The 18,413-nt window shown below is 73.7% G+C and carries 15 protein-coding genes; 6 read left to right on the top strand and 9 right to left on the bottom strand.

The genetic code is table 11. The annotated features are described in order from the left end of the window. Positions 1–239: 239 nt before the first annotated feature. The 3 genes from ACFV6I_RS14675 to ACFV6I_RS14685 all read right to left on the bottom strand — a co-directional run bounded on the left by ACFV6I_RS14675 (position 240) and on the right by ACFV6I_RS14685 (position 3,303). Complete coding sequence (locus ACFV6I_RS14675; RefSeq protein ID WP_380425452.1) at positions 240–1,037, bottom strand: SGNH/GDSL hydrolase family protein; 798 nt, start codon at positions 1,035–1,037, stop codon at positions 240–242. A 492-nt stretch (positions 1,038–1,529) separates the two neighbouring features. Next, positions 1,530–2,228 carry a hypothetical protein gene (locus tag ACFV6I_RS14680; protein ID WP_063349977.1) on the bottom strand — a complete coding sequence of 233 codons (699 nt, stop codon included), beginning with the start codon at positions 2,226–2,228 and terminating at the stop codon, positions 1,530–1,532. Between the two features lie 205 nt (positions 2,229–2,433). Next, on the bottom strand, positions 2,434–3,303 hold the full coding sequence (locus ACFV6I_RS14685) for a hypothetical protein (RefSeq protein ID WP_159398544.1): 870 nt from the start codon (positions 3,301–3,303) through the stop codon (positions 2,434–2,436). 1,311 nt (positions 3,304–4,614) lie between these two features. On the opposite strand from ACFV6I_RS14685, the gene ACFV6I_RS14690 reads away from it, so the two are divergent. Together ACFV6I_RS14690 and ACFV6I_RS14695 are read left to right on the top strand one after the other, a co-directional pair. Next, positions 4,615–5,784, top strand: a complete 1,170-nt coding sequence (locus tag ACFV6I_RS14690; protein ID WP_063349975.1) for an exonuclease SbcCD subunit D — start codon at positions 4,615–4,617, stop codon at positions 5,782–5,784. After that, entirely contained in the window at positions 5,781–8,834 is a 3,054-nt protein-coding gene (locus tag ACFV6I_RS14695; RefSeq protein WP_380425455.1) for an AAA family ATPase, read from the top strand. Before ACFV6I_RS14690 ends, ACFV6I_RS14695 begins: the two co-directional genes overlap by 4 nt. Before the next feature lie 132 nt (positions 8,835–8,966). Here the strand turns inward: ACFV6I_RS14695 and ACFV6I_RS14700 are convergent, their stop codons facing one another. Then, positions 8,967–9,185: a hypothetical protein gene (locus ACFV6I_RS14700; RefSeq protein WP_363367075.1), complete on the bottom strand. Its 219-nt coding sequence runs from the start codon at positions 9,183–9,185 to the stop codon at positions 8,967–8,969. A 151-nt stretch (positions 9,186–9,336) separates the two neighbouring features. Between ACFV6I_RS14700 and ACFV6I_RS14705 the strand changes: the two genes are divergently transcribed. After that, positions 9,337–9,933, top strand: a complete 597-nt coding sequence (locus ACFV6I_RS14705) for a DUF1990 family protein (RefSeq protein WP_380346237.1) — start codon at positions 9,337–9,339, stop codon at positions 9,931–9,933. A gap of 72 nt (positions 9,934–10,005) precedes the next feature. On the opposite strand, the gene ACFV6I_RS14710 is transcribed toward ACFV6I_RS14705, so the two are convergent. Together ACFV6I_RS14710 and ACFV6I_RS14715 are read right to left on the bottom strand one after the other, a co-directional pair. Next, positions 10,006–10,452, bottom strand: a complete 447-nt coding sequence (locus ACFV6I_RS14710) for a YjbQ family protein (protein WP_363367071.1) — start codon at positions 10,450–10,452, stop codon at positions 10,006–10,008. Positions 10,453–10,692: 240 nt separating this feature from the next. After that, positions 10,693–10,959 carry a hypothetical protein gene (locus ACFV6I_RS14715; RefSeq protein WP_063349971.1) on the bottom strand — a complete coding sequence of 89 codons (267 nt, stop codon included), beginning with the start codon at positions 10,957–10,959 and terminating at the stop codon, positions 10,693–10,695. A gap of 775 nt (positions 10,960–11,734) precedes the next feature. Here ACFV6I_RS14715 and ACFV6I_RS14720 point away from each other — a divergent pair. Beyond that, complete coding sequence (locus tag ACFV6I_RS14720) at positions 11,735–13,945, top strand: CDP-glycerol glycerophosphotransferase family protein (protein WP_380425457.1); 2,211 nt, start codon at positions 11,735–11,737, stop codon at positions 13,943–13,945. Positions 13,946–14,063: 118 nt separating this feature from the next. Here the strand turns inward: ACFV6I_RS14720 and ACFV6I_RS14725 are convergent, their stop codons facing one another. Next, positions 14,064–14,276, bottom strand: coding sequence for an EF-hand domain-containing protein (locus ACFV6I_RS14725; RefSeq protein WP_063349969.1), 213 nt, complete (start codon positions 14,274–14,276; stop codon positions 14,064–14,066). 174 nt (positions 14,277–14,450) lie between these two features. Here ACFV6I_RS14725 and ACFV6I_RS14730 point away from each other — a divergent pair, with 174 nt between their 5' ends. Further along, the gene (locus ACFV6I_RS14730) at positions 14,451–15,119 is read left to right on the top strand and encodes a 1-acyl-sn-glycerol-3-phosphate acyltransferase (RefSeq protein ID WP_063349968.1); all 669 of its coding nucleotides are present in this window, start codon (positions 14,451–14,453) and stop codon (positions 15,117–15,119) included. 67 nt (positions 15,120–15,186) lie between these two features. Here ACFV6I_RS14730 and ACFV6I_RS14735 read toward each other — a convergent pair whose 3' ends face one another. After that, positions 15,187–17,028 (bottom strand): ABC transporter ATP-binding protein, encoded by a 1,842-nt coding sequence (locus ACFV6I_RS14735; protein ID WP_380425459.1) that lies wholly within the window; start codon positions 17,026–17,028, stop codon positions 15,187–15,189. 163 nt (positions 17,029–17,191) lie between these two features. Further along, positions 17,192–17,965, bottom strand: a complete 774-nt coding sequence (locus ACFV6I_RS14740) for an SDR family oxidoreductase (RefSeq protein WP_363367066.1) — start codon at positions 17,963–17,965, stop codon at positions 17,192–17,194. Between the two features lie 156 nt (positions 17,966–18,121). Between ACFV6I_RS14740 and ACFV6I_RS14745 the strand changes: the two genes are divergently transcribed. Beyond that, the gene (locus tag ACFV6I_RS14745) at positions 18,122–18,322 is read left to right on the top strand and encodes a hypothetical protein (protein WP_380346242.1); all 201 of its coding nucleotides are present in this window, start codon (positions 18,122–18,124) and stop codon (positions 18,320–18,322) included. The last annotated feature ends 91 nt before the right edge of the window (positions 18,323–18,413 follow it).

Genomic DNA, 18,413 nt, shown 5'->3' on the forward strand with positions numbered 1-18,413 from the left:
GGGCCCCCCCGCCCGCCCCCCCGCCCCGGCGCGGCGGGGCCTCGCGCCCCCCCGTGCCGCGGCCCCCCCCCCCCGGGGCGGGGGTGGGGGGCCCCCACGGCCCGCGTTCCGGTTCGGCGGGCGCCCTGGAGCGACGGCCTACCGATGCGACGGTCCCACCTATGTGACAGGCCTGCCTCTGTGACAGGCCTGCCGATGCGACAGGCCAGCCGATGCGGTGGCCTACCGGCGCGAAGCCGTTACGACTGGGTGAAGACCGGGAGGTAGCCACCGGACTGGCCGGCGGCCTTCGGGTGGTAGCTCTCGTCGACCGGCAGGGTGGCGCTGTTGAGCCAGGTGGTCAGCGAGCCGCAGATCTCGTGCTCGGTGAAGATGCTGCGCACGTCGCCGAAGCTGAAGCCGGCGTTGGCGACCCGCTTGGCGATGACGTCGTCCAGCGTGTCGGCGGCGCCGTTGATCGCGGCGCGCTTGGTGTCACTGATGCCGAGGATGCAGCTGCCGCCGATCTTGTAGAGGTGCGGGTAACCCAGCACCACCACGTGGGCGTTCGGCGCCTTGGTGTGGATCGTCGAGTACACCTTGTCCAGCTGGGCGGGCAGGGTGTTGCGGGCGTAGTTCTGGGCCGCGCTGACGGCGCTGAGGCAGGTGCTGTCCGACTCCAGCACGCAGGTCTTCATGGTGTCGGCGAAGCCGGCGTCGTTGCCGCCGACCGACAGGCTGACCAGCGTGGTGCTGGAGCTCAGCGCGGAGATCTGGTTGCTGAGGACGTCTCCGGTTCTGGCGCCGGAACACGCGACGAACGAGAAGGACGACGGCGAGTGCGCGTTCTTCCACAGGTACGGGTAGGCGTTGGTGCTTCGCTTGCAGTTGCCGCTGTCGCTCAGGTAGCTGCCGGCACCGACACCGGCGGAGTAGGAGTCCCCGAGGGCGACGTAGTTGACGCCGGCCGCGTTCGCGGATGAAGCGGTGAACAACGTGGTCAGAGTGAGCAGAGCCGCTATCGCGGCAACGGACATGGCGCGCGCTGGACGGAGCATGGCACCTCCTGGTGTGGTATGGGTCACAGAAGTGATACCAGGCAGTAGGTGAACCGGGAAGCGGTCATGCCAAGGACATTGACGGGCAGTCCGACAACGCAGAAGTGAACCATCGGCCACAGGGCGTGAGTTGGCGCTGGTCAGCGCCGGTGTACGCCGACCGGCGTCGGTCATCGCGCGTAGACAGTGGTCGGTGAAAAAGTCAGCGAGTGGTCAGTTGGTAGTCAGGGCACGGCCAAGACACCGTCACGACACGGCCATCGCCAGGCCACCCCGCCGTACGACGCGTCGCGTCGCGCCGGTGCTCGCCAGGCACAGCGCGGCGCGAACCGGCACGACACGACCCGACTCCGCGCGAACCGACTTCTCACGCAAGGGCGTCAGCGCACGCGAGCTCCGGCACACGCGGACTCCGGCGCACACGGACTCCAGCTCGAAGCCCTGACCGTGGATCAGGCGGACGGCGCCGTCACCCGGCAGCCCCTCCTCCGGCTACGTGAGGCCCGGGTGAGGCTCGCTAGGGCACACCGCATCCGGGTGGACGGCCTCCGGGTAACCGGCGTCCGGACACGCGGCATCCGGGTAGACGGCGCCGGGGAAGACCACGCAGCCCTCCACCGGCAGCTCCTCGATCGCCTCGTTCGCGGCGACCGGCACGCCGAGCCGGCGGGCGGCGGTGGCGACCGCCACCCGGGCCTGGCGCAGCCCGGGCGCGCCCCAGCCGAGCAGTTCGACGGCGAGTCCGGGCGCGACCAGCAGCCGCCGGTAGTGCCGGCCGGAGGCCGGGTCGGCCGCGCTCGGGCCGACCGCGCGCAGCGCCGCCGCCATCCGGACCCGCGCGCACTCGTGCCCGCCGTTGGCCGAGCCGACCCGGTCGTAGAGGTAACCGAGGTAGTACGGTCGGCCGATCACGGCCTGGGCCTCCTCGGCCGCCTCCCGGGCCAGCGCGGAGGCCGGATCCCCGGCGTCCTCCGGTTCCAGCGAGCCGCCGGGGAGCGAGCAGATCCCGTCCCTGGGGTTGACCAGGGTCAGCACCCGCCCGTCCGGAGCGAACAGCCACCCCCAGGACTGCTTCACCGGCAGCCCCTCGGGCACCTGCTCGCCCGGCCGCCACGGCCACCCCGCCGTGGGACGCCGGCGCACCCTGCCGAGCAGCTCGGCGATCTCCGCGCTGTACTCGATCCGGCTCATGCGTCCCCCTCTCGCTGTCGGGCTCGCCGGACCGGCAGTGCGCGGGACGGACCTGCGGAGCACGGTACGGAGCGGAGCGGCCGGAGCGGCGGCGTGGGGCACCGCGCGCTCCTGCTGTTGATCTTCTCCGAATCTTCCCCGAACAGGCGGTCGATGAACAGTCCCCAGCGCCGCATGGTGGATGGCAGGGGTGGAAACCCCCTGATCACCCCAGCGGCCCACCCCCCTCCTCCGACGGGGAAGCGGGCTCCGAAAAGCCCGGCAGCGGGAAGCCCGGTCGCGGGACCACCCCGGGCGGGAACGGCAGCCCGCGCGCGGCGTCGTCGGCCAGCTCGTCGAACACCTCGTGCACCGTCATCGGCCGCAACCGCCCGCCGGCCAGCGCCCAACCGCGCACCCACGGCCCGTCCGAGGCCGAGGCCCCGGACGCCGGGACGCCCGGATCGCCGTGCAGCAGCAGCGCCCCCGCCCCGCCGCCGGCGACCCCCGCCGCCAGCGTCACGCAGAACGCCTCGGTGTCCCGCCCGGCGGGGTAGAGGCCGCCCGCCTCCACGCAGACCTCCACCGCCGAGCTGAGCTGCTCGCCGTCCTCCGGGCCGTGGCAGCGCAGCGTCAGCAGGTGGCAGCCCTCCCCCGCGCCCTCGGCCAGCGCGAGGTAGGCCGACGTCACGTACCCCATCACCGCCGCCAGCCGCCGCTGCCCGTCCGGGTCGTCGCCGACCGCCTCCAGCAGGGCCACGCCCGCGACGGACATCCGCACCCGCGCCCGGTGGTCGTCCAGCAGGACCGGGAGCAGTTCGGCCAGCCGCTCCCCCGCGTAGACGAAGGGCTCCCCGGCCAGCTCCGGATCGCCCGCGTACGCGACCCGGGCGGCGGGCGTCCGGGGGTCGAGGCCGAGCGCCGTGCAGTAGTCCTCGTAGTCACCCGCCTCCAGGACCCGCAGGTGCACCTCCAGGCCCTGCGCGTGCAGGGCCCTCAGCTGCTCCTCCGAGCGCCGCAGGTACTCCTGGTGGGCGAGCCGGCCGAACAGCCCGTACCGCGCGAGGCCGGCGAAGTCGGACGCAGCCGCCGCCACCGCGACCGCCACCGGCTGCGGCGGCGGAGCACCCCGGGCCCGCCCGCCACGGCGCCCCCGCGCACCGGCCCCGCCCGCACGCCCTCCCGGCGGCCGGTCACCACGGGACGGCCGGGCCCCGCCGGGAGCACCCGGCCCGCCATCCGCCCCGGCCCGCCGCCCGGCGCGCAGCAGCACCCGCCGGCGGACCCGCGACCGCCCGAAGACATCGACGGCCCCGGAACCCCGGCAGCCCCCACAACGCCCCGCACAGCGCTCCGCAACCCCGGAGCCCTCACGACCCAACGACCACACCCGCATGGTTCCTCCCACCGACTAGCCCAGCACCGGACACCGTCGACCGCTCCGACCCTGGAGCCGCCGACGTCGAGGAACATACACAGAGCCACTGACAATCCACCCCAAGTAATCGAACACGCGCGCCCCAGGACCCCTGGGCTCCCGATCCGGACGGGATTGTCAGTACCGGACGTTAGGGTCGGGAACCATGCGACTGCCGCATGGAGACACAGCCCAATAGGCGGCAGCTTTGGGCGCACCAGCAGATCTGGCCGCAAAAGCAGCGAGTTGGATGGACCACTTCTGGACGACGATCCAGCTGTGAACGGGTGCGCCGTACAACGGCGAATGCCCGCCGGTGCAGGGCACCAGCGGGCAATCCCGAAATATCATTCCTCGAAGCGCTTGCCGCTCCAGCCCGCCGGAGTCACAACGGTGTTGCGTGCTCCGCCGTTGACCCAGTGCCAGTTGGCGGTGCTGGCCTCGCCGGTCCGTCCGGGCACGGAGGCCTGAGCGTGGGCCTCCTCGGTGCCGACCGGAACGGCCGCACCCGTCGCAGGGAAAGCCGTGACGACTGCCGTGCTTTCCGCACCCGTCTGGGCAAGCGCCACACCGGCACCGAGGCTGAACAGCGCAGTTGCCGCTACGCCAACTACTACACGCTTGATCACTATGGTTGTCCAAGGACTCGAAGGGGTCAGTTCTCACAGTGGACCAGCGGCCAGTAGACATTCGATCAACGCCAGTTGTGCGGCGAATCTCGGGGGCCTCGTGAAACAAGGAAAGCGGGCCCCACCCGAGAAGGCGGGGCCCGACCCATTTTCCTTGGGATCCACGATCCGGATCACCGCCGACGTCTGCGGCCGCCTGTCCCCTGATGCGGGTGAGAGGCTGAGGGCTGTGATGGACGGGGCTCTGTCGGTGGGTCCTGTGATACTCGGTACTGACCAGGCGCCGGCCGCGTGACCGGTGCTGACTCGGTGCTGACTCGGAGGACATGGAAGTGGCAAACATGCAGGTAGGGGCGCTGTAGTGCGACTGCTGCATACCTCCGACTGGCATCTGGGCCGTTCCTTCCACCGGGAGAGCCTGCACGACGCCCAGCGCGCCTTCCTGGACCACCTGGTGGACGTGGTCCGGGCCGAGCGCGTGGACGCCGTGCTCGTCGCCGGGGACGTGTACGACCGGGCGCTGCCGGGCCTGGACGCGGTCGCCCTGTTCGACGACGTGCTGCACCGGCTGGCCGGGCTGGGCGTGCCGACGGTGTTCATCAGCGGCAACCACGACTCGGCCCGCCGCCTCGGCGTCGGCGCCGGGCTGATCGGCCGGGCCGGCATCCACCTGCGCACCGACCCGGGCGAGTGCGCCGCCCCGGTGCTGCTGGCGGACGAGCACGGGCCGGTGGCGGTGTACGGGCTGCCGTACCTGGAGCCGACGCTGGTGCGCGAGCGGTTCGGGCTGGAGCGCGGCGGGCACGCGGCGGTGCTCGGCGCGGCGATGGACCTGGTCCGGGCCGATCTCGCGGCCCGCCCGGCCGGCACCCGCGCGGTGGTGCTGGCGCACGCCTTCGTCACCGGCGGCACGGCGAGCGACAGCGAGCGGGACATCGCGGTCGGTGGCGTCGCCTCGGTGCCCGCCTCCGTCTTCGACGGCGTGCACTACGCCGCGCTCGGCCACCTGCACGGCTGCCAGACCCTCGCCCCGCACCTGCGCTACAGCGGCTCGCCGCTCGCCTACTCCTTCTCCGAGGTGGACCAGCGCAAGACCATGTGGCTGGTCGACCTCGCGGCCGACGGCTCGGTCGCCGCCGAGCGCGTCGACTGCCCGCGCCCACGCCCGCTCGCCACCCTGCGCGACAGCCTCGACGCGCTGCTCACCAAGGACGAGTACGCGCCGTACGAGCAGGCCTGGGTGCAGGCGACGCTCACCGACGCGGCCCGCCCGAGCGAGCCGATGGAGAAGCTGCGCCGCCGCTTCCCGCACACCCTCCAACTGCTCTTCGACCCCGAGGAGAGCGAGGCCGAACCCTCCCGGTCGTACGCGGCCCGGGTCAGCGGCCGGGCCGACCTGGAGATCGCGGAGGGCTTCCTGCGGCACGTGCGCCCGGGTGCCGAGCCGGAGCCGGACGAGCTGGGCTGGCTGCGCGCCGGGTTCGAGAGCGTCCGGGAGACCACCGACCGGAAGGCGGACCTGCCCCGATGAGGCTGCACCGGCTCACCGTCAGCGCGTTCGGCCCGTTCGCGGGCAGCGAGAGCGTCGACTTCGACGCGCTCGCCGCCGGCGGCCTGTTCCTGCTGCGCGGCGCCACCGGCGCGGGCAAGAGCAGCGTGCTGGACGCGGTCTGCTTCGCCCTCTACGGCGACGTCCCCGGCACCCGGCGGGCCAACCGGCTGCGCAGCGACCACGCCGAGGCACGCAGGCTGACCGAGGTCCGGCTGGAGCTGACGCTCGGCGGGCGGCGGCTGCAGATCACCCGGCTGCCGGAGCAGCGGCGGCCGAAGAAGGTCGGCACCGGCACCACCGTCGAGCGGCCGCAGACCCTGCTGCGCGAGTGGGCCGCCGACGCGGGGGACGGCACGCCCGGCTGGCGGGCGGTGAGCAAGTCGCACCAGGAGGCCGGGGAGGAGATCCACCGGCTGATCGGCATGAACCGGGAGCAGTTCTGCCAGGTGGTGCTGCTGCCGCAGGGCGACTTCGCCCGCTTCCTCAAGGGCGACTCGGAGGAGCGCGGCAAGCTGCTGCGGCGGCTGTTCGACACCGAGCGGTTCCAGCACGTCGAGGGGTGGCTCGCGGAGCAGCGGCGCGTCCAGGAGGCCGCCGTCCAGGCCGGCCGTCGCCGTCTGCGGGATCTCGCCAGCAAGGCCGAGCAGGCGGCCGGCCCGGGCGCCGAGCCCGCCGAGGGCTGGGTGCCGGCCGAGGAGGACGCCGCCGACCTGACCGCCGGGGTGCTCGGCTGGGCGGCGATCCTGCGCAGCGGCGCAGCCGAACAGCGCACCGTCGCCGGGGCCGCGCTGGCAGGCGCCGAGGAGGCGCAACGCACCGCCCAGGGCGAGCGCGCGGCCGCCGAGGAGCTGGCCGGGCGGCAGCGCCGCCACCGGCAGGCGCTGCTCCAGGCCGACCGGCTGGCCGCGTTCGAGCCCGAGGCGGCCCGGGACGGCCGGCGGCTGGCGGCGGCGCAGGCGGCCGTCGGGGTGGAGTCCGCGCTGCGGCTGCACGAGGGCGCGACCGAGGCGCACCGGCGGGCCCGGGAGGCCGAGCGACGGCACCGCGAGGTGCTGGCCGGCGACGGCGGCGCGGGCAGCGCTGCCGCCGGGGGCCCGGCACTCGCCGAAGCGGGGGCCGCCGAGCTGGCCGAGGCCGAACGCGAACTGCGGGCCGGGCTGGTCCGGCTGGAGGCCGCCGGGGCGGAGGAGCGGCGCTGCGCCGAACTCGCCCGCGAGCAGCGGAGCCTGGACGAGGAGCGCCGGCGGGCCGACGAGCTCGCCGAGGAGGCCGAGGACTGGCTGGCCGAGTACGACGCGCGGCTCGGCGGCCTCCAGGAGCAGCAGGACCGGGCCTGGGCGGCGGGCGCGCTGGTCGAGCAACTAGACGGCCGACGGGCCGAGTTGAGCACCCGCCTGGACGCCGCCCGGGAGCGTGACGGCCTGCGGGCCGAGATCGCCGCCGCCGAGCCGCGCGCTGCCGCCCTGCGCACCGCCGCGCTGGACGCCCGCGAGTACGGCCTCGGCCTGCGCGAGCGGCGGCTGGCTGGCATGGCCGCCGAGCTGGCCGAGCAACTGCGCACGGGCGAAGCGTGCCGGGTCTGCGGCTCACCCGAACACCCGGCACCCGCCGAGACCACCGACGGCCGGGTCGGCGCCGACGACGAGGAGCGTGCCCGCCGGGCCCAGGCCGCCGCCGAACAGGCCTGGACGGCAGCGGACCAGACCCTCACCGCGCTGCGGGTCCGCGAGGCCACCGCCACCGGCGCAGCCGGGCCGGAGAGCACCGACGCGCTCGTGCAGGCCCTCGCCGAGCTGGACCGCGAGCACCGCGAGGCACTGCACTCGGCGGAGGCGCTCGGCCGGGTCGAGCAGGAGATCGCCCGCTTGTCGGCCGACCGGGACCGCCGGCTCGCCGAGCTGCGCGAGGCCCGGGAGCGCGCCGCCGTCCGCACCGACCGGCTCCAGGCGCTCCGGCACGAACAGCGCGAGCTCGCCGCACGGGTGACCGCGGCCCGGGGCGAGGCGGCCTCCGTCGCCGCGCGGGCGGCCGCGCTGGAGCGGCTGGTCGAGCGGGTCGCCGCCACGGCCGAGGCCTCGCGGGCCTGCGCGCAGGCGCTGGCCCGGCTCGGGGACGCCGAGGGCGAGCTCGCCGAGGCCGCCGCCGCAGCGGGCTTCCCGAGCCCCGAGGAGGCCCTGGCCGTGCTGCTCCCCCGCGCGGAGCGCGAGCGGCTGGCAGCCCGACTGGAGCGGCACCAGACGGAGTCCGCCGCCGTCCGGCACGAACTCGCGCTACCCGATCTGGCCGAGGCCGCGGCCCGTCCGCCGGTCGACCTGCCCGCCGCCGCGGCCGCGCTCGGCGCCGCCACCGACCGGCTGGGCCGGGCCCACGCCGACCGCTCGGCGGCCGACGAACGGTGCGCGGCACTGGCCTCGATCGGTCGGCAACTAGCCGACCTCGCGGACGAGCTGGCCCCGGCGCTGGCCCGGTACGGGCGGATCAACCGGCTCGCGGCGCTGGCCGCCGGCACCTCCACCGAGAACCGGCTCCGGATGCGCCTGGAGTCCTACGTCCTGGCGGCCCGGCTGGAGCAGGTCGCGGCGGCGGCCAGCGACCGGCTGGTCCGGATGTCCGGCGGCCGCTACACCCTGGTGCACAGCGACGACCGGGGCACCGGCAACAAGCGCTCGGGCCTGGCCCTGCGGGTGGTCGACGCCTGGACGGGCACCGAGCGGGACACTGCGACGCTCTCCGGGGGCGAGAGCTTCTTCGCCTCCCTCGCCCTGGCCCTGGGCCTGGCCGACGTGGTCACCGACGAGGCCGGCGGCATGCCGCTTGACACCCTGTTCATCGACGAGGGCTTCGGCACGCTCGACGAGCAGTCCCTGGAGGAGGTGATGGACGTCCTCGACGGCCTGCGCGAACGCGACCGGGCGGTCGGCATCGTCAGTCACGTCGCCGACCTGCGCACCCGCATCCCCGCCCAGCTCCTGGTCCGCAAGGGGCGACGCGGCTCGACCCTGGCCCTGGCCGGGAGGGAGGACGCCTAGGGGCCGCTCAGGGACACTGCCAGCGGCTTTGAGACGGCCTTCCCGGGCCTTCTCGCCCCAGCATCACCGCAGGTCAGCGACTTGCGGGCGCTGTCAAGCCGGTGGCATCGCGGCTAGGGGCTCTCTTTCGGATCAGCCCGAACAGGCCACCCGCTGGGCCTGCTGCCAGGCGCAGACCGGGCACAGCGTGCTGCCCGGGTGGTCGGCGGGCAGTTCGGTCGGCTCCCCGCACAGGACGCAGTCGGCCCGCGGCCCGGTCGACGCCGGATCGCGCACCAGCGCCGCCTGCGCCCCGCCGTCGGGGGCGAACTCGCAGACCGCCGTGTCCTCGTTCCTCGCACTGTCGCTCATGCCGCCTTCCTACTCCGCCCCCGGCCCCCGCCGCAAGGCGCCGCCGACCCGAACCCGCCCCGAGCGCCGGCCCGCCCCCGCCCGACCCGACCCAGCTCCCCCCGGACGACCCGCCGACGGCGGGCCCACGACGCCCGGCTACGGTGACCGCATGGCCACCGACCTCCAGCGGCGCCTACTCGCCGCCCGCGCCAGCGCGCCCTCCTACCCCGAGGTCGGCGCCACCCGCGGAGGCCCGCTGCCGGACGGCTACGCACACCTGCGGCGGCGCGTGCACCTGGGCCGCGGGCCTCAGGTGCTGGCCCGGGCCGGGCGGTACGTACTCGGCTGGGGCAGCCAGCTGGGCACCGGTTTCGCCGTGTACCCGCACGCGCCGGCCGAGCCGGGGTCGACGGTGCTGCTGCGGCTGAGCCTGCCGGGCAGCCGGTGGCCCCGGCTGGTGATCCCGTGCCGGGTGGTGTGGACGGTCGAGGAGCCGGACCGGATCGGCTTCGCGTACGGCACGCTCCCCGGGCACCCGGAGTGCGGCGAGGAGGCGTTCCTGGTGTCCATGGACGCCGCCGGCGAGGTGTGGTTCGAGGTGTCGGCGTTCTCCCGGCTGACCGCCTGGTACGCGCGGCTGGGCCGGCCGGTCGCGCTGCTCTGCCAGTACCTGGCGATCGAGCGCTACCTGGCCGCGGTGGCCGCCGCCATGGCCGTGGCCGAGCCGGCCGGGCCCGCGGGCCCGGCCGATCCCGCCGTCGAGTAGCGCGTCGAGTCGGCCTAAGGAATGTCGGCCGAAGGAGTCCCGCCCGAGCGAGTCCCGGCCGCAGAAGTCGGGTCAGCCGAAGAAGGAGAGCCGCACCGTCCGGCGCGGATTGTCGCCGTTGGTGTCGATCAGCACCACGGACTGCCAGATGCCGAGCGCCAGCTGGCCGCCGATCACCGGCAGGGTGGCGTGCGGGGCGACCAGGCCGGGCACCACGTGGTCCCGCCCGTGGCCGGGGCTGCCGTGCCGGTGGCGCCAGCGGTCGTCGGCGGGGAGCAGTTCGCGCAGGGTGGCGAGGAAGTCGTCGTCGCTGCCGGAGCCGGTCTCCAGCACCGCGATTCCGGCGGTGGCGTGCGGGACGAAGACGTTGAGCAGGCCGTCGCGGCCGGCGGCCCGCTCGGTGAGGAACGCGGCACAGCGGTCGGTGATGTCGAGCGCGACCTCTCGGCTGCCGGTGGTGATCTCGATGGTGGTGGTCTGGAAGAGGCCCTGGTGGGTGGAGTGGATGTTGTCCGCCATGGCGCCATCCTGACCCACCTCGGCGGGCCTCGCGCAGCACCTCGCCGACTCCGCCTGTGGGGGCGGTGAGGTGCACTAGGCTGAAAGGTTTAGACCACATCGGCCCGGCCGGGGCGTACCCGGATCCGGGCACGCCGAAGACCCGACGGTCCGTGTGGTCCGCCGGGTCGGGGTCCCGATCCGCACCGGGTGGCCCGGGAGGCCCGGGCCGCGGAGCCGTAGGCCCCGGGCCGACGGGCGCTAGCCGCGCCCGCCGAAGAGGCTTCGCCGCAGCCGGCGCAGTGGCGTCAGCAGCGAGATCCGCGCGTGACGACGCTTGGCCGTCGGGGCGTCCGCGCCGCGCGGCGTCAGCTCCCTTATCAACCCGAGCGCCTCGGCGGTGTCCACCGCCGGGAGCGCGGGCGCGCCGAGCACGGCCAGGTGTCGGTCGATCCGACGGCCGGTCGTGCCGACACCGCACTGGATCGCCGGCACGCGGGGCCGAGTCCGCACTTGCATGTGTTCCATCAGTTTTCCCACCCCTACGAGGCGCCAGGGCCGTGAGGCGAAGACTATCCGCGATGGACGGCCTTCGCGCAACCGTCCTTGGTGTTGTGCCACCGTACCGTGCGGCGTCAACTGACGATGCACCAGGGGCCACCAGGGCGATCACGACTAGGCATCAATGATGGTGCACGACCGGCCATCTGTCAGCAGTACCCGGGGCACAGGTCCGGCGCCCGGCCGCACGGCGCACGCCGGGCGCACGCGACCCCGCACGCGTCCCTGCGGGCGGCCCGGCGGCCATGAGGGATGCCGCGGCGGATGCGGCGGTGAACACGACGCGGATACCGCAGTGGATATAGGGGACAGCCGGGGCCGTCGACAAAGCGACCGGTCGACACCTCCAGGCTTCATGAAGTGAACACATTCGAGGGATTGACTCCGGGGAATCCTCCAAGCAATATCTGTGAGAACGCGTCCGCGCCCGCATCGCACCCGGGTGCGTGTTCGAGTGATGAAGAACTCCGGCTCCCGCGAGCCACTGCCCGGCCGCCTCGACGCTGCGGTGGCCAGGCTCGCGAGGTGCCCGGAAAGGCGGTCGGCCGTAGAGGGTCGGCCGGGCCGCCGCCAGGCTGCCGGTGCCGCCCCGTTCAGGGCCCGGCACCGGCGGTTCCGGGCCCAGCGGCGATCGTGGCCACGGTTCCACCGCGGCCGGTCAGCCCGGCCGGTCACCTCGGCCGATCACCCCGGTCGGACGTCCCCGCAGGTCGCACCCGGTCGATCGGTAGACTCGGCCAGCGTGCCCCTCCTCCTCAGCATCGTGCTCCCGGTCCACGGCGTGGAGCGGTTCCTGCCGCGCTGCCTCGACTCGATCCTCGGCGACACCCCCGCCACGGAGTCCCGTTTCGAGGTGATCGCGGTCGACGACCTCTCCCCCGACGGCTCCGGCGCGATCCTGGACGCCTACGCGGCCCGCGACCCCCGACTGCGGGTCCTGCACCTCACCGAGAACCAGGGCCTCGGCGGCGCCCGCACCGCCGCCCTGGCGCAGGTGCGCGGCGAGTACGTCTGGTTCGTGGACAGCGACGACTGGCTGCCCGAGCGAACGGTGGGCGCGATCCTGGACGAACTGGAGCTGGAGCAGGAGCGGGAGCGCGGGCCCGGGACGCCCGCCGACGTCCTGCTCACCGGCTTCACCCACGTCTACCCGGACGGCGAGACCGAGCCGAACCCCTGGCGCCACGTGCTGGCCGACTCCCCGCTGGTCGAGGGGTGCACGCTGGCCGAACACCCGGCGCTGTTCCAGACCGTGATGTCGGTCTGGAACAAGGTGTTCCACCGCACCTTCCTGGAGGGCCTCGGAGTCTCCTTCGGCCGCGGCTACTACGAGGACATCTCGGTCACCTACCCCGCGCTGCTGGCCGCCGGGCGGCTGCGCTACCTCGACCGCCCCTGCTACTTCTACCGGCGCGGCCGGGACGGCGCGATCACCGCCACCGCCTCCCCCAAGCACGCCGACGTGTTCGCCCAGTACGACGCGATCTTCGCCTTCCTGGACCGCCCGGACCGCCCCGGCCGGCCCGTCCCCGACGCACTGCGCACCCTGGTCTTCGACCGGACCGTCCGGCAGGCGCTGAACGTCTACGACACCCCCGGGCTGGTCCCCGCCGACCGGCGCAAGGACTTCTTCCGCCAGATCGCCCGGCACTTCGCCCGGCACCGCCCCGCCGGCTACCGCTACCCCGGCGGCGTGCGCGGCGTGCAGTACCGGCTGGCCGCGCGCGGCGCCCGGATCGCGTACGCGGAGCTGCGCCGCACCGGGCAGCTGCCGCGCGAACTCAAGCGCGGGGCAAGGGCGGTGGCCCCGGCCGTGAAGAAGGGCGTGCGCAGCGGCGCCCGGTTCACCGCGTACAACGCCTTCCGCCGGCTGCCGCTGGACGAACACCTGGCGGTCTACGCGGCGTACTGGCACCGGGGTTACGCGTGCAGCCCGGCGGCGATCTACGAGAAGGCCAGGGAACTGGCGCCGCAGATCCGGGGCGTGTGGGTGGTGGAGAACCGCAAGCAGGCCGCGACCATGCCGCTCGGCGTGCCGTACGTGATCGTCAACACCCCCGCCTACCTCAAGGCGATGGCGACCGCCAAGTACTTCGTCAACAACGTCAACTTCCCGCGCACGATGGCGAAGCGGGCGGGCACCGTGCACGTGCAGACCCAACACGGCACCCCGCTCAAGGCGATGGGCATGGACCTGCGCGAACGCCCCGAGGCCGCCGAGGGGATGGACTTCGAACGGCTCCAGGAGGCCGTCGACCGCTGGGACTTCCTGGTCTCCTCCAACCCGCACACCAGCGAGCACTTCACCCGCGCCTTCCCCGGCCGGTACGAGATGCTGGACACCGGCTACCCGCGCAACGACCGGCTGGCCAACACCACACCGGACGAAGTGCGGGCCATGCGCGAGCGGTTCGGGCTGCGGCCGGACACCACGGCCGTGCTGTACGCCCCGACCCACCGCGGCGACCAGGGCGGCTACGTGCCGCTGCTGGACGTCCGGGAGCTGGCCCGGCGGCTGGGCCCTGACTTCACCCTGCTGGTGCGCACGCACTACTTCCACACCGGCGGCCCGGGCGACCTGGCGGCGGGCGAGGGTTCGGCCGCGATCGTCGACGTCTCGGCCCACCCGACCGTGGAGGACCTCTACCTCGCGGCGGACGCGCTGGTGACGGACTACTCGTCGATGATGTTCGACTACGCGGTGCTGGACCGGCCGGTCGTGATCTTCGCGCCGGACTGGGAGGAGTACCAGCGGGTGCGCGGCGTCTACTTCGACCTGTTCGAACAGCCGCCGGGGGCCGTCACGGTGGACCCGGACGGGCTGGCGAAGGCGCTGCTGGCGGGCGATCCGGAGCCGGCCGCGCGGGCGCGCTTCCGGGCGCGGTTCTGCCCGTGGGACGACGGCGGGGCGGCGGAGCGGGTGGTGCGCCGGGTGTTCCCGGTGGAGTCCTGAGGCGCCCCGCGGCGCTCCCGGAGCCCTGAGGAGCCTTGAGGAGCCCTGAGGGGCCTTGAGGAGCCGTGCGGCACCGGGCCCGGCGCCGCCGGTACGGCGACCGGACCCGTCGGCACGCTCAGCGCTGGCGGGCGGCCAGGAACTCGTCGAAGGTCAGGAAGCCCTGGTGGCGGGTGTCCATGGCGTGGATCAGGGCCTCGGCCATCGACAGCGTCACGGCGTGGTCGCCCATCTCGTTCGCGACCAGTGCGTATTCGGCCGGAGTGATCTTGCCGTCGCCGTTCTTGTCGAAACGGTCGAACATGGCCTTGATCGCCTCGGTGGTCTCCATCGTGCCCTCCTGGTACTGCGGGGTTGTGCTCTGTTCGGACGGGCGTACCCTACCCGGCCGTGGTGCGCGCCACGGTCGCCGGGAGTGGACGGCCGCGGGGGTGGTTGTCGTAGTCTGCGGATCTGATTGCAGGCCCGGGCTCCTCCCGGGCGATCGTTCGTCCAGGGAGGGACCATGCTCGATCTCGCCACCAGACTGGTGCTGAAACCCGTCTCACGCGGCATCTGGCGGCCGACCATCGAGGGCATCGAGAACGTGCCGCGCAAGGGCGGGGTCATCCTGGCCAGCAACCACCTGTCCTTCATCGACAGCGTGGTGATCCCGCTCACCGCCCCGCGCCGGGTCCACTTCCTCGCCAAGGCCGAGTACTTCACCGGGACGGGGCTCAAGGGCCGGCTGTCCAAGGACTTCTTCGAGGCGATCGGCGCGGTGCCGGTCGAGCGCGGCACCTACCGTTCCGCTCAGGCCTCGCTGGAGTCGGCGCTGGAGATCCTGGAGGACGGCAAGGCCTTCGGCATCTACCCCGAGGGCACCCGGTCGCTGGACGGCCGGCTCTACCGGGGCAAGACGGGCGTCGCCTGGCTGGCGCTGACCGCGGGCGTGCCGGTGGTGCCGGTGGCGCTGGAGGGACCGGAGCAGATCCTGCCGGTGGGCAAGCGGGTGCCGCGGATCAAGAAGGTGACCGTCCGGTTCGGCGAGCCGCTGCACTTCGACGAGCTGCACGGGCAGGCCCGCTCGCTGAAGGCCCGTCGGCAGGTGACCGACGAGGTGATGGCGGCGATCCAGCGGCTCTCCGGCCAGGAGGTCGCGGAGCGCTACAACGAGGCGCCGAAGGCCGCGTAGGCCCCGGCCGCGCACCGCGCCACACCGCGCCGCGCCACATCACGCTTCGCCGCGCCGGGGCGAGCGCTCACACGTGTCCGAGCGCGGCCGCCTCCGGTACGACGGCGGCCGGCTCCGGCGCCTCCCGGCGCAGCAGTGCCGCGTAGCGGCCGTCCAGCTCCACCAGTTCCTCGTGGGTGCCGAGTTCGACCACCTCGCCGTGGTCGAGGACGGCGATCTGGTCGGCGGCCCGGACGGTGGAGAGCCGGTGCGCGATGGTGATGGTGGTGCGGCCGGCGGCCAGGGTGTCCACGGCCTGCTGGACGGCCTGTTCGGTGCGGTTGTCGAGCGCGCTGGTGGCCTCGTCGAGGATCAGCACCGGCGGGTTGCGCAGGATCGTCCGGGCGAGCGCGAGGCGCTGCTTCTCGCCGCCGGAGAAGCGGTAGCCGCGCTCGCCGACCAGGGTGTCGTAGCCGTCCGGCAGGGCGGCGATGGTCTCGTGGACCTGCGCGGCCCGGGCGGCTTCGACCAGTTCGGCGTCGGTGGCCTCCGGCTTGGCGAAGCGCAGGTTCTCGGCGACCGAGGCGTGGAAGAGGTAGGTCTCCTGGGAGACCACGCCGACCGCGCGGGCCAGCGTGTCGAAGGACAGTTCGCGCACGTCCACGCCGTCGATGGTGACCCGGCCGCCGGTGACGTCGTACAGCCGCGGGACGAGGTAGCTGAGCGTGGTCTTGCCGGAGCCCGTCTCACCGACCACGGCCAGTGAGCTCCCGGCCGGGACCTTGAGTTCGATCCCGGAGAGCGTCGGCCGTTCCTGCGCGGGGTCGTAGCGGAAGTCGACGTCCTCGAAGCGGACCTCGCCGCGGATGTCGGTCAGGTTCCGCGGCTTCGGCGGCTCGGCGATCTCCACCGGCAGGTCGAGGTACTCGAAGATGCGCTGGAAGAGCGCGAGCGAGGTCTGCACGTCCACGCCGGTGGAGAGCAGGCTGACGGTCGGGCGGAACAGGCCCTGCTGGAGGGTGACGAAGGCGACCAGGGTGCCGACCGAGACGATCGGTGCGCCGCCCGCCGCGGACAGCCCCGCCGCCCAGTAGATGACCGCGGGCATCGCGGCCATGACGATCTGGATGGTGTTCATCCGCCAGCGCCCGGCCATGCTGGCCCGCACTTCGAGGTCGGCCAGCTGGTCGGACTGCCCGGTGAACTCACGGGCGAGCGAGTCGGAGCGGCCCATCGTGCGGCCGAGCAGGATGCCGCTGACCGACAGCGACTCCTGGACCGCCGAACTCATCGCGGCCAGCTGCTTCTGCCGCTCGGTGGTGATCTTCTTGCGCTCGTTGCCGACCCGCCGGCTGATCCAGACGAACAGCGGGAGCAGCAGCAGCGAGACGACGGTGAGCCGCCAGTCGAGCGCGACCATGGCGACCACAGAGGCGATCACCGCGGTGAAGTTGGAGACCAGGCTGGTCGCGGTGGACGTCACGGTGGACTGCATGCCACCGATGTCGTTGGCGATCCGGGACTGCACCTCGCCGGTGCGGGTGCGGGTGAAGAAGGCCAGCGACTGCCGTTGCAGGTGGCTGTAGACGGCGGTGCGCAGGTCGTGCATGACGCGCTGGCCGACGGTGGTGGAGATCAGCGTCTGCAGGACGTTGAAGATGCTGTTCACCACGGCCGCGAGAACCATGCCGAGCGCGAGCAGGCTGAGCAGCCCGGTGCGGCCTTGCGGGATCGCGGTGTCCAGGACGGCCTTGAGCAGGAACGGCGAGGCCACCGACACCACGGCGGAGGCCGCCACCAGCAGCCCGACGACCGTGAGGCGGCCCGTGTACGGGCGGAAGAGGGCGAGGATGCGCCGCCACTGGGCCGGCGGGCGGGGCTCGCCCTGGGCGCGTTCGGGCGGGGTCCAGTTGATGGTGGTGGGTCTCAAGGGCAAACCTCCGTGGGTGGGGCGGTCGGACGGCCGCCAGCATAGCGAGAATAGCTCATAGTTAGACTAGCTAATAGTGAGGCTGGATCTATTCCCATGGCGACCGCTCCTCCGACCGCCCGACCGCTCGGCCACTCCGACCGCCCCGACCGCCCCGACCGCGTCAGTTCGTCCGGTAGCTGCGCGCCGCCTTCGAGGACAGGCCGCCCAGCCGACCGGAGGGCAACAGGCGGGCGAGGGCCACCACCGCCTTGTAGCGCTTGCCCGGCACGGACACCGACCGACCCCGGGCCAGGTCGCGCATCGCCTCCGCCACCACCCGCTCGGCCGAGAGCCAGGACCAGGCCGGGATGTTGCCGGTGCCCATGCCCGCCCGCTGGTGGAACTCGGTACGGGTGAAGCCCGGGCAGAGCGCCATCATCCGCACCCCGGTGCCGCCGAGGTCGCGCAGCACGCCCTGGGTGAAGCTCACCACCCACGCCTTGCTCGCCCCGTACGTACCGCGCGGCAGGAACGCCGCCACCGAGGCGACGTTCACGACCGCGCCGCGACCGCGCTCGCGCATCCCCGGCAGGGCCGCCGTGGTCAGCCGCAGGATCGCCTCGATGTGCACCTTCAGCATGTCCAGCTCGTCCTGGAGCGGGACGGTCCCGAACGCGCCCTTGTTGCCGAAACCGGCGTTGTTGACGAGCAGGTCCACCGGGCGGGCGGAGTCGGCGAGCCGGGCTTCGACGGCCGCGATGCCCTCGTCGGTGGCGAGGTCGGCGGTCAGCACCTCCACCTCGACTCCGTACTCGGCGTGCAGGTCGGCGCTCGCGCGCTCCAGGCGCTCGGTGTCCCGGGCCACCAGGACGAGCCGGTAGCCGCTGCGGGCGAGCCGGCGGGCGAACGCGGCTCCGATGCCGGCGGTCGCGCCGGTGATCAAGGCTGTGGTCATGCCCCCGACGGTACCGACTCACCGCGGCCGCGCCCACTCCGAACGGACTATCCCGGCCCGGCCGTCTGCGGATGCAGGTACCGGACCGCGCCCTCACCGTTCGGACGGGGGCATCCCCCGACCGGGTGGTGACGCTCGACTGAGGAGGCACTTCTGATGCTTACTCACTGCCGGACCCACCAGACCACGACCACGCCGACCGCGACGCGCGTCGAGACGGACACACTCGCGAGCCTGATGGTGGAGGACGAGGCCGTCGTGTCCGACGCGCCCACGTACTCGCCCGAAGCCCTCGGACTCCTGCTGCTGGCGCTGTTGCTGTCGCCGAAGCCGCCGAAGGAGAAGTCGACCCGCTAGCAGCCGGGCGACCCGATCACCGACCCGGTAGCCGGGCGGCCCGATCGCGGGACCGGTGCCGGGCGGCCCGATCGCGGGGCCGGTCCACCGA

Origin of the sequence: Kitasatospora sp. NPDC059803 (genome assembly GCF_042732255.1) — a bacterium.
GTDB lineage: Bacteria > Actinomycetota > Actinomycetes > Streptomycetales > Streptomycetaceae > Kitasatospora.

Coding starts and splice junctions, on each gene's coding strand:
- ACFV6I_RS14675 (WP_380425452.1), bottom strand. CDS start 1,037: ATGCTCCGTCCAGCGCGCGCCATGTCCGTTGCCGCGATAGCGGCTCTG.
- ACFV6I_RS14680 (WP_063349977.1), bottom strand. CDS start 2,228: ATGAGCCGGATCGAGTACAGCGCGGAGATCGCCGAGCTGCTCGGCAGG.
- ACFV6I_RS14695 (WP_380425455.1), top strand. CDS start 5,781: ATGAGGCTGCACCGGCTCACCGTCAGCGCGTTCGGCCCGTTCGCGGGC.
- ACFV6I_RS14700 (WP_363367075.1), bottom strand. CDS start 9,185: ATGAGCGACAGTGCGAGGAACGAGGACACGGCGGTCTGCGAGTTCGCC.
- ACFV6I_RS14705 (WP_380346237.1), top strand. CDS start 9,337: ATGGCCACCGACCTCCAGCGGCGCCTACTCGCCGCCCGCGCCAGCGCG.
- ACFV6I_RS14710 (WP_363367071.1), bottom strand. CDS start 10,452: ATGGCGGACAACATCCACTCCACCCACCAGGGCCTCTTCCAGACCACC.
- ACFV6I_RS14715 (WP_063349971.1), bottom strand. CDS start 10,959: ATGGAACACATGCAAGTGCGGACTCGGCCCCGCGTGCCGGCGATCCAG.
- ACFV6I_RS14725 (WP_063349969.1), bottom strand. CDS start 14,276: ATGGAGACCACCGAGGCGATCAAGGCCATGTTCGACCGTTTCGACAAG.
- ACFV6I_RS14730 (WP_063349968.1), top strand. CDS start 14,451: ATGCTCGATCTCGCCACCAGACTGGTGCTGAAACCCGTCTCACGCGGC.
- ACFV6I_RS14740 (WP_363367066.1), bottom strand. CDS start 17,965: ATGACCACAGCCTTGATCACCGGCGCGACCGCCGGCATCGGAGCCGCG.
- ACFV6I_RS14745 (WP_380346242.1), top strand. CDS start 18,122: ATGCTTACTCACTGCCGGACCCACCAGACCACGACCACGCCGACCGCG.